7 protein-coding genes are annotated in these 10,801 nt (G+C 73.0%); 6 read left to right on the forward strand and 1 reads right to left on the reverse strand.

Going from position 1 to position 10,801, the window contains the following annotated elements:
• A partial coding sequence (locus ABD308_RS00590) for a glycosyltransferase (RefSeq protein ID WP_425554661.1) occupies nt 1-192 on the forward strand: 192 nt, incomplete at its 5' end.
• Between the two features lie 13 nt (nt 193-205).
• Here ABD308_RS00590 and ABD308_RS00595 read toward each other — a convergent pair.
• Nucleotides 206-2,203: a glycoside hydrolase family 15 protein gene (locus tag ABD308_RS00595; RefSeq protein ID WP_344322685.1), complete on the reverse strand. Its 1,998-nt coding sequence runs from the start codon at nt 2,201-2,203 to the stop codon at nt 206-208.
• Nucleotides 2,204-3,022: 819 nt separating this feature from the next.
• On the opposite strand from ABD308_RS00595, the gene pyrG reads away from it, so the two are divergent.
• The 5 genes from pyrG (at nt 3,023) to ABD308_RS00620 (ending at nt 10,683) form a co-directional block, all read left to right on the forward strand.
• Entirely contained in the window at nt 3,023-4,666 is a 1,644-nt protein-coding gene (gene pyrG / locus ABD308_RS00600) for a CTP synthase (RefSeq protein ID WP_344322689.1), read from the forward strand.
• A 95-nt stretch (nt 4,667-4,761) separates the two neighbouring features.
• Nucleotides 4,762-5,406 carry an NUDIX domain-containing protein gene (locus tag ABD308_RS00605; protein ID WP_344322696.1) on the forward strand — a complete coding sequence of 215 codons (645 nt, stop codon included), beginning with the start codon at nt 4,762-4,764 and terminating at the stop codon, nt 5,404-5,406.
• A 255-nt stretch (nt 5,407-5,661) separates the two neighbouring features.
• On the forward strand, nt 5,662-7,764 hold the full coding sequence (locus ABD308_RS00610; RefSeq protein WP_344322703.1) for an AAA family ATPase: 2,103 nt from the start codon (nt 5,662-5,664) through the stop codon (nt 7,762-7,764).
• 261 nt (nt 7,765-8,025) lie between these two features.
• Nucleotides 8,026-9,141, forward strand: coding sequence for an alanine dehydrogenase (gene ald, locus ABD308_RS00615; RefSeq protein ID WP_344322709.1), 1,116 nt, complete (start codon nt 8,026-8,028; stop codon nt 9,139-9,141).
• 474 nt (nt 9,142-9,615) lie between these two features.
• On the forward strand, nt 9,616-10,683 hold the full coding sequence (locus ABD308_RS00620) for a ParA family protein (protein ID WP_376141636.1): 1,068 nt from the start codon (nt 9,616-9,618) through the stop codon (nt 10,681-10,683).
• Nucleotides 10,684-10,801 lie beyond the last annotated feature (118 nt).

Genomic DNA, 10,801 nt, shown 5'->3' on the forward strand with positions numbered 1-10,801 from the left:
GCCGCCGTGCTGGTCCCGCCCGGGGACGCCGCGGCGATCGGCCGGGCGGTGCGCCAGCTGCTGGCCGACCCGGCGCGCCGCGAGCGCCTGGTGGCGGCCGGCCGGCAGCAGGCGGAGACCTGGCCGGACGAGGCCGCCACCGTCGCCCAGGTGCTCAGCACCTACGACGAGCTGGTGCAGCGCAACCGGTAGCCGTGCGGCGGTTTCAGACGGTGGCCTGCTCGCCGGCCCGGTCGGCGGCCAGGCCGTCCGGCTGGGCCGAGAGGTAGGCGCCGCCGCAGGCGGTCAGCCGCAGCGCGGTGTCGATCAGCGGCACGTGGCTGAAGGCCTGCGGGAAGTTGCCGACCTGCCGCTTGAGCCGCGGGTCCCACTCCTCGGCGAGCAGCCCGAGGTCGTTGCGCAGCGACAGCAGCCGGTCGAACAGCTCGCGCGCCTCCTGCACCCGGCCGATCATGGCGAGGTCGTCGGCCAGCCAGAACGAGCAGGCCAGGAAGGCGCCCTCGTGGCCGAGCAGGCCGTCGACGTTGTTGCCGGACTCGTCGTGGGTCGGGTAGCGCAGCACGAAGCCGTCCTCGGTGGCGAGTTCGCGCTGGATCGCCTCGATGGTGCCGATCACCCGCTTGTCGTCCGGCGGCAGGAAGCCGACCTGCGGGATCAGCAGCAGCGAGGCGTCCAGCTCCTTGCCGCCGTAGTACTGGGTGAAGGTGTTGCGGCCCGGGTCGTAGCCCTTCTCGCAGACGTCGCGGTGGATGGTGTCGCGCAGGTCCCGCCAGCGCTCCAGGTGGCCGCCGGCGGGCGCGTCCTCGGGGGTCTGCTCCAGCAGCTTGATGGTGCGGTCGACGGCGACCCAGGCCATGACCTTGGAGTGGACGAAGTGCCGGCGCGGGCCGCGCACCTCCCAGATGCCCTCGTCCGGCTCCTGCCAGTGCTCCTCCAGGTACTCGATCAGCCGCAGCTGGAGGTGGTGGGCGTGGTCGTTGCGGACCAGGCCGGTCATGTGGGCCAGGTGCAGCGCCTCGACGACCTCGCCGTAGACGTCCAGCTGGAGCTGGCCGGCCGCGCCGTTGCCGACCCGCACCGGCTGGGAGCCCTCGTAGCCGGGCAGCCAGTCCAGCGAGGACTCGGTGAGCTCGCGCTCGCCGGCGATGCCGTACATGATCTGCAGGTTCTCCGGGTCGCCGGCCACCGCGCGCAGCAGCCACTCGCGCCAGGCCCGGGCCTCCTCGCGGTAGCCGGTGCGCAGCAGCGAGGAGAGGGTGATCGCGGCGTCGCGCAGCCAGGTGTAGCGGTAGTCCCAGTTGCGCTCGCCGCCGATGTCCTCGGGCAGCGAGGTGGTGGGGGCGGCGACGATGCCGCCGGTCGGGGCGTAGGTGAGGCCCTTGAGGGTGATCAGGGAGCGGACCACGGCCTCCCGGTAGGGCCCCTGGTAGGTGCACTGGCCGACCCAGTCGTGCCAGAAGTCCGCGGTGGCGTCGAGCAGTTCCTCGGCGTCCGGGGCCTTCGGCGGCTCCAGGTGGGAGGCCTGCCAGGTGAGCGCGAAGGCGATCCGCTCGCCGGCCGAGACGGTGAAGTCGGCGTAGGTGGTGAGGTTGCGGCCGTAGGTGTCGGCCTCGCCGTCCAGCCAGACCGAGTCGGGGCCGGCCATCGCGACGGTGCGGTGGCCGCCGTCGGGCTGCTCGACCCGGTGCACCCAGGGCACCACCCGGCCGTAGCTGAACCGCATCCGCACCGCGGAGCGCATCCGCACGGTGCCGGCCACGCCCTCGACGATCCGGATCACCTGCGGGACGGCGTCCTTGCCGGCCAGCGGGCGCGGCGGCATGAAGTCGATCACCCGGACGGTGCCGCCCTGGGCGTCCCACTCCTGTTCCAGGATCAGCGAGTCGCCCCGGTAGCGGCGGCGGTCCGCGGGCACGGCGGGGGCGGCGGCGGTGGGCGGTGGGATCCGCAGGTCACCGGTGTCCGTGAGATGGACCCGTCCGGCGGCGGGGGCGGCGGGGTCGGTCGCGGGCAGGTCGACCGCCACCGCCTCGGCGGGGCCGATTCGCCAGAAGCCGTGTTCGTCGGTGCCGAGCAGGCCGGCGAAGACCGCCGGAGAGTCGAATCGGGGCAGGCAGAGCCAGTCCACCGCTCCGTCCCTGCTGACGAGGGCGGCGGTCTGCATGTCCCCGATGAGTGCGTAGTCCTCGATACGGCCGGCCACGTGATCTCCAGTTCGCAATGTGGTCACGACGCATCGGCGATCCGAGGGGGAGCCAGCGGGTGTGGCGGGACCGGGGCCACCCCGGGACGTCCGGCCCTCCGTGGGGTGGTGGGGGCCTTGCTGGAGTGTCCGCGTGGGCTCGGTCGAGCCTCGGGTGGGTGGAAAGAGCGGGAAATCACGGGGAGGTCCGGTCGCGCATCGGGGACCGAGAGGTTCCTGACCCTCCCACGCCCTCCGCGAGCTCGTGTTGTCGGCGATGCGTCCGTGCAGCTTACGACGGACGAAAGGGGCGAAGCACGCGGGCGCAGCGCGGTGTGGCGCCGCATTTCGGCGGAAATACCGCGCATCGCGGGGGAGTCCGTCAGGATGGCTCGGAAGGATCAGCTCCGGATGGTTCGAAGTGGGGATCCGCGATGGCCCGGCCGAGCCGGTCCGGGCCGGCGGAAGGTGGCCCGGACGGGCCGGTGGTGCGACAGGTGTGACGAATGCGCCGGGTGGTGCGCCGGCGGCACGCCCGGCGTACGCCCCGGGGAGCGCCCCGGCGGATCCCGCCCGCGGATCGGGGCCCCCGGCGCCGCGCGGGGGCGGCCCGGAACGCGTCCGGGCCGGGTCACTGTTACCCTGGTATCCCGTGGACCGGTGGGATCAAACGCCCCGGACCGGCCGAACCGACGACCCCCAGGGCGCCGTGCCCCGCACCGCCCCTCCCTCGTCGGGACGGCAGCCGCGAGCCTCCCACCACGTCACCTTCGACTCGCGACCCACGGGAGCCCCCTCTTGGCACAGCCCCATTCCGGCAAGGCATCGAACGGCCGCGCCGTGACGACCAAGCACCTCTTCGTCACCGGGGGTGTCGCCTCGTCGCTCGGCAAGGGCCTCACCGCCTCCAGCCTCGGCGCCCTGCTCAAGGCCCGCGGCCTGCGCGTCACGATGCAGAAGCTCGACCCGTACCTCAACGTGGACCCGGGCACCATGAACCCGTTCCAGCACGGTGAGGTCTTCGTCACCGACGACGGCGCCGAGACCGACCTCGACATCGGCCACTACGAGCGGTTCCTGGACACCAACCTGCACGGCTCGGCCAACGTCACCACCGGCCAGGTGTACTCGACCGTCATCGCCAAGGAGCGCCGCGGCGAGTACCTCGGCGACACCGTCCAGGTGATCCCGCACATCACCAACGAGATCAAGTCCCGGATCCGCCGGATGGCGACCGAGGACGTCGACGTGGTGATCACGGAGGTCGGCGGCACCGTCGGCGACATCGAGTCGCTGCCGTTCCTGGAGGCCGTCCGCCAGGTCCGCCACGAGGTCGGCCGGGACAACGTCTTCTTCGTGCACGTCTCCCTGCTCCCCTACATCGGCCCCTCGGGCGAGCTGAAGACCAAGCCGACCCAGCACTCCGTCGCCGCGCTGCGCAACATCGGCATCCAGCCCGACGCCATCGTGCTGCGCGCCGACCGCGAGGTCCCGCAGGCCATCAAGCGCAAGATCTCGATGATGTGCGACGTCGACGAGGAGGCCGTGGTCGCCGCGATCGACGCCAAGTCGATCTACGACATCCCCAAGGTGCTGCACGGCGAGGGCCTGGACGCCTACGTCGTCCGCCGCCTGGACCTGCCGTTCCGCGACGTGGACTGGACCACCTGGGACGACCTGCTGCGCCGCGTCCACGAGCCGCAGCACATCGTCAAGGTCGCGCTGGTCGGCAAGTACATCGACCTGCCGGACGCCTACCTGTCGGTGACCGAGGCGCTGCGCGCCGGCGGCTTCGCCAACAACGCCCGGGTCGAGATCAAGTGGGTCACCTCCGACGACTGCGAGACGCCCGAGGGCGCCCAGGAGCAGCTCGGCGACGTCGACGCGATCTGCATCCCCGGTGGCTTCGGCGACCGCGGCGTCAACGGCAAGGTCGGCGCGATCACCTACGCCCGCGAGAACCGGATCCCGCTGCTGGGCCTCTGTCTGGGCCTGCAGTGCGTGGTCATCGAGGCCGCCCGCAACCTGGCCGGCCTGCCCGAGGCCAACTCGACCGAGTTCGACGCCGCCGCCAAGCACCCGGTCGTCTCCACCATGGCCGAGCAGCTGGCGATCGTCGACGGCAAGGGCGACCTGGGCGGCACCATGCGCCTGGGCCTGTACCCGGCCAAGCTCGCCGAGGGCTCGATCGTCCGTGAGGTCTACGACGGCGAGCAGTACGTCGAGGAGCGCCACCGCCACCGCTACGAGGTCAACAACGCCTACCGGGCCGACCTGGAGAAGACCGGCCTGATCTTCTCGGGCCTCTCCCCGAAGGGCGACCTCGTCGAGTACGTCGAGTACCCGCGTGAGGTGCACCCCTACCTGGTGGCCACCCAGGCCCACCCGGAGCTGAAGTCCCGGCCGACCCGCCCGCACCCGCTGTTCGCGGGCCTGGTGAAGGCCGCGATCGAGATCAAGACGGCCCCGGCCGACGCCGAGTAGGCGACCCGCGTTCCATCGAACGGCGGTCCCGCGATTCCTGCGGGGCCGCCGTTCGGCGTTAGATTGTGTCGTACTGACGAAAAGGGGAGAGCGTGATGGACGACCGCAGCTTTGCCGATGTCGCCGACCGGGCCGAGGAGTGGGAGGTACGGGGGAGCAGCACGCCGTTCCAGGGGCGGGTCACCGGCGTGCGCAGCGAGGAGGTCCTGATGCCCGACGGCAGCTGGGCCCGCCGCGACTACCAGACCCACCCGGGCTCGGTCTCCGTCCTCGCCCTGGACGACCGGCAGCGGGTGCTGATTCTGCGCCAGTACCGCCACCCCGTGCGCCAGCGCCTCTGGGAGCTGCCGGCCGGCCTGCTCGACGTCCCCGGCGAGAACCCGCTGCACGCCGCCCAGCGCGAGCTGTACGAGGAGGCGCACTGCAAGGCGGGCACCTGGCGGGTGCTGGTCGACTTCTACACCTCGCCCGGGGGGACGGACGAGGCGCTGCGCCTCTTCCTGGCCACCGACCTCGCCGAGGCGGAGGGGCGGCGCTACGAGGCGCACGGGGAGGAGCTGGAGCTGGAGTCCGCCCGGGTACCGGTGGAGGAGCTGGTCGGGCTGATCCACGCCGGGAAGCTCCACAACCCCACCCTGATCACCGGCACCCTGGCGCTCTACGCCGCCCTGCACGGCCCGGGCGGCCTGGAAGGCCTGCGCCCCGCCGACTCCCCCTGGCCCGCCAGGCCGTTCGTCTAGGCCCGGCTCGCCTCCGGGGCGCTCTGATCTGGCGCCGACGGTCGGCGGGCACGGCGTTCTCGGGCGGGCGAGGGGTGGGCCGGTGCTGCTTGGCTGGGCGAACGGGGGCTGTTCGCTCGGCCGGCGGGGTGATTTGCCGATTCGTACGACCGGATGTCACCTCGGCCCGAGCGGATGGTCGAACTACGCTTCGCAGACGGGGCGTCCGCTGCTGGCCGCCTCCGGTGTGCGGTGGCGACGTCGGGAGTGGCGCGGGTGGCGAGGAAGACGGTGACGATGGAGGCCGGGCCCGGAGCGCCCGCCGAGCGCGTTCCCGGGCTGGACCGGCTGCCGGCCGGTCCCGCCCTGTTCGTGGGCCGGCGCGCCGAGCTGGCCGCCCTGCGGGCCGCCGCCGCGCGCCCCGCGGAGGGCCGCAGCCCCGTTCTGGTGCTGGCCGGCCGGCCGGGCTCGGGCCGTACCGCGCCGGCCCTGCGGTTCGCCGTCACCGCCGCCGCCCAGTACCCCGACGGCGTGCTCTTCGCCCGGCTGTCCGCCCCCGACGGCGCCCGGGTGCCGCCCGCCCGGGTCGCCCGCCGGTTGCTGGAGCGGCTCGGCGCGGACACCGCCGGCGTCCCGCTGCCCGGCGCCGTCGAGGACGGGCGGGACGACCCGGCGTGCGTCGCGCTGCGCCGGGCGCTGGCCGGGCGGCGCGTCCTGCTGCTGCTGGACGACGTCCGGGACGCCGGGCAGCTGTGGCCGCTGCTCGCGGACGAACCGGGCTGCCTGGTGCTCGCCACCACCGCCGGACCGCTCACCGGCATCGAGGACATCGACCCGGTCATCCTCGGCGGGCTCGACCGCCTGGCGGCCGCCGAACTGCTCGGCGACCTGGTCAGCGGGACGCGGATCAGCTGCGACCCGGTCGGTGCGGCCGATCTGGCGGAGGCCTGCGGATCCCAGCCGGCGGCGCTGCGGCTGATGGCGGGACGGCTGCGCGGCAATGCGAAGCTGGCGGTGACGGAGGCGGCGAAGGAGCTGGTGCGGGCCGTCGCCGAGGCGTCCGCGCCGGTCGCGGGGGTCGCGGGAGAGGCCGAGCAGGAGGAGAAGTCCGAGAAGCCTGGGAAAGCGGAGAAGGCGGAGAAGCCCGCGAAGGCCGCGAAGCCGGCGCCGGGCAAGCGGAGGAAGGCGGCCGGGGCGGCGGAGGAGCCGAAGGCCGCCGGGCCCGCGCCCGTGGCGACGCCGCCGGTCGAACCGGCCCGGGACCCGGCCGCCTGGGTGCGGCCCGCGCCGGAGCCCGCCGAGCCGGTCCCGGTGCCGGACAACGACCCGCTGATCGGCGCGTTCACGCTGGCCTACGCGGCTCTGCCCGCCGTGCAGGCGCGGATGCTGCGCGCGCTCACCCTGGCCCCGGCCCAGTGCGCGGACGTGCGCACCGCCTCCGCGCTGGTCGGCTGTCCGGCCCAGCAGGCCGCCGGGACGGTCGCCGCGGTCGCCGAGCGGGAGCTGCTCACCGTGGAGCCGCCGGCCGCCGACGGCACCGCCCGCTACCGGGTCCCCGGCCGGCTGCACCCCCGGCTGGTCCGGCTGCGCGAGCGGGAGGACCGGCCCGCCGAGGTCGAGCTGGCCCGGGCCCGGCTGCTGGAGCGGCTGGTGCGGCTCACCGAGTGCGCCCGGGCGCTGCTGGACCCCGCCGGCGGGCCCGGCCCCGACCCGCTGCCCGGCCCGCTGCGGCTGACCTCCGCCGCGCACGCCCGCCAGTGGCTGCTCGGCGAGCGCGACCCGCTGCTCGGCGCGGTCGCCGACGCGATCGGCCAGGGCGACCTCGACGGATCGGCCGGCCGGCTGGTCACGGCGCTGCTCCGGGCGCTGCCGCTGACCGGCGCCGCCGCCCCGGCCGACCTCTACCAGCTGCACGAGCTGGTGCTCACGGTGGCCGAGCGGCACGGCCGCCCGCGCCGGGCCTCCGCCGCGCTGCTCAACCTGGGCGACCTGCAGGCCGCCGCGGGCGGCTGGGAGCAGGCCTCCGGCCACTACCGGGCCGCCCTGGAGCACGCCAGGTCCGCCGACGACGAGGCGCTCTGTGCCCGCGCGCTGGAGGGCGCGGCGGGCTGCCACCGGGCGCTCGGCGACGCGGTGCGCGCCGCTGACTGGTACGGCCGGGCCCTGGGCCTGCGGCAGTCGATGGGGGACCAGGCCGCCGAGGCCAGGCTGCTGGCCAGGGTGGCCGAGGCGCACACCGCCCAGCGCCGGTTCGAGGAGGCCGAGCGGGAGTACCGGGCGTCCCTCGCGGTGCTGCGCAGGATCGGCGACGAGCACGGCCGGGAGGTCGTCGGCACCGCCCTGGCGGAGCTGCGGGAACGCGCCCTGGCCGGGTGGTAGGGGGCGGTTCAGGAGTATTGTCGAAAATGCCAGGTCAGTGGCGCTTTGGCAGGAAGATCACGTGGGAAGCCTACGAACCTGCCAATGTGTCCGGCAGATTTATTCACTTTGGAAGGCTGACAGGCCACCTAGGCTTCATTACACTCGGACTTAGTCGCGCAGAGATCTGTGCCCCGGTGTCTTCCGGAGGCTTCCCCCCGTGCGCGTCGCCCGCCGGTCTTCTCCGGTAGGGACCCCCATGGCAAGAGGACGTGTTTAGCCGTGAAGGTCGGCATCCCCCGCGAGGTCAAGAACCACGAGTACCGCGTGGCCATCACGCCTGCCGGTGTGCATGAGCTGGTCCGCAACGGACACGAGGTCTACATCGAGGACAACGCCGGTGTCGGCTCCTCGATCCCGAACGAGGAGTACGTGGCCGCCGGTGCCACCATCCTCCCCACCGCCGACGAGGTGTGGGCCACCGCCGACCTGGTGCTGAAGGTCAAGGAGCCCATCGCGGAGGAGTACCACCGCCTGCGCAAGGGCCAGACGCTCTTCACCTACCTGCACCTGGCGGCCGACCGGGCCGGCACCGACGCGCTGATCGCCTCCGGCACCACCGCCATCGCGTACGAGACCGTGCAGCTCGCCAACGGCGCCCTGCCGCTGCTCGCCCCGATGTCCGAGGTCGCGGGCCGGCTGGCCCCGCAGGTCGGCTCGTACCACCTGATGCGCCCGGCCGGCGGCCGCGGCACCCTGCCCGGTGGCGTGCCCGGCACCCACCCGGCCAAGGCCGTCGTCATCGGCGGTGGCGTCTCCGGCTGGCACGCGGCCACCATCGCCATCGGCATGGGCTACGACGTGACCCTGCTGGACCGCGACATCAACAAGCTGCGCGAGGCCGACAAGATCTTCGGCACGAAGATCAAGGCCATCATGTCCAACGCCTTCGAGCTGGAGAAGGCCGTCATCGAGGCCGACCTGGTCATCGGCGCCGTGCTGATCCCGGGCGCCAAGGCCCCGAAGCTCGTCACCAACGAGCTGGTCTCCCGGATGAAGCCGGGCTCCGTGCTCGTCGACATCGCCATCGACCAGGGCGGCTGCTTCGAGGACTCGCACCCGACCACGCACGCCGAGCCGACCTTCCAGGTCCACAACTCGGTCTTCTACTGCGTGGCCAACATGCCGGGCGCCGTCCCGAACACCTCCACCTACGCGCTGACCAACGCGACGCTGCCGTACGTCGTCGAGCTGGCCAACCGCGGTTGGAAGGAGGCGCTGCGCCGCGACGCCGCGCTGGCCAAGGGCCTGAACGTGCACGAGGGCCAGATCACCTTCGCCGCCGTCGCCGAGGCCTTCGGCCTGGAGTCGGTCTCCCTGGAGTCCGTGCTCGCCTGAGTGTGACGTGTGTTGCCCCCGGCCCGGTGCGTTCCGGGCCGGGGGCTTCGCCATGCCCGTGCACAGGGGGTCACCGGGACGGCCCGGCCGCGGTGTGAACGCGGGGTGAATCCGGTGATGACGGCGGGGGCGGCGGGGGCGGGTCGCTCTGTCGTCAATTTCCGTCGGTCGTGTCACCCGACCCCGGAATCCCTGGAGTCAGGGGCCCTCGTATCCCTTGACAGAGGGTTGCCCGATCGTCGACACATCCTGCCCACTACCGTGGATTGTGTTGCTGCGAACGCCTTGAACGGCCTAGAGTCGCAAACCGTCGGCATGCTGCCACGCTGACGAATCGACATAGAGTCCTGGATGCCCAAGGAGGTAAGACGACTTGTGAATGAGTCGACATTTGCTCCCGGGGGTGGTCAGCCAGGACTGGCGGCGCACACCGCCGGCCAGCCGAGTGAGGAGCCCGGGGCCAGGCAGCCCTCCGTGGGCTCGGCCGAGGTCGGCTCGGTCGCTCTCCGTACTTTCGAAGCACGCCAGAACACAGCACAGGTGACCACGGTGACCGACTACGACGCCGAACTGCCGGCCCACGGCCTGGCCTACGGCGAGTTCGCCTACGGCGCCTACGACGACCCCGACGCCGAGTACGAGCCGGACCCGGAGTACGCGGCCACCCTCGCCCCCGACGCCGCCCGCCAGCGCCGCGAGCGGATCGGCCCGACCGGGCGCCCCCAGCCCTACTTCCCGATCCCCGCGCCGCTGGCCGAGCACGGCCCCGCGCAGATCATCGCGATGTGCAACCAGAAGGGCGGCGTCGGCAAGACCACGTCGACCATCAACCTGGGCGCGGCGCTGGCCGAGTACGGCCGCCGCGTGCTGCTCGTCGACTTCGACCCCCAGGGCGCCCTCTCCGTCGGCCTCGGCGTCAACCCGATGGAACTCGACGTCACCGTCTACAACCTGCTGATGGAGCGCGGGCTGACGGCCGATGAGGTGCTGCTGAAGACGGCCGTGCCGGGCATGGACCTGCTGCCGTCCAACATCGACCTCTCCGCCGCCGAGGTTCAGCTGGTCAGCGAGGTGGCCCGGGAGTCCGCGCTGGCGCGCGCCCTGAAGCCGCTGCTGCCCGACTACGACTACGTCATCATCGACTGCCAGCCCTCGCTGGGCCTGCTGACGGTCAACGCGCTGACGGCCGCTCACAGCGTCATCGTGCCGCTGGAGTGCGAGTTCTTCGCGCTGCGCGGCGTGGCGCTGCTCACCGAGACCATCGAGAAGGTCTGCGAGCGGCTCAACCCCGAGCTGCGGCTGGACGGCATCCTCGCCACCATGTACGACTCGCGCACCGTGCACAGCCGCGAGGTGCTGGCGCGCGTCGTCGAGGCGTTCGGCGACCACGTCTTCCACACCGTCATCGGGCGGACCGTGCGCTTCCCGGAGACCACCGTCGCCGGCGAACCGATCACGACGTACGCGACCAATTCGGTCGGTGCCGCCGCCTACCGCCAGCTCGCCAGGGAGGTGCTCGACCGGTGCCGCCCCGCCGAGTGAGTCTCCCGGGTGCCGACGAGCTGTTCCGAACCACCGGCGGGATGGCGCTGTCGCCGTCCCTCGCGTCGCGTTCGGCCGCCGAGGCGCCCAGACCGGAGACCGCGCGGTCGGTCAACGG

It is taken from the genome of Kitasatospora putterlickiae (assembly GCF_039527695.1).
Taxonomy (GTDB): Bacteria; Actinomycetota; Actinomycetes; order Streptomycetales; family Streptomycetaceae; genus Kitasatospora; species Kitasatospora putterlickiae.

Bases quoted from the DNA above. Each gene is read 5' to 3' on its own strand.
- ABD308_RS00605 (WP_344322696.1), top strand. From the start codon at position 4,762: ATGGACGACCGCAGCTTTGCCGATGTCGCCGACCGGGCCGAGGAGTGG.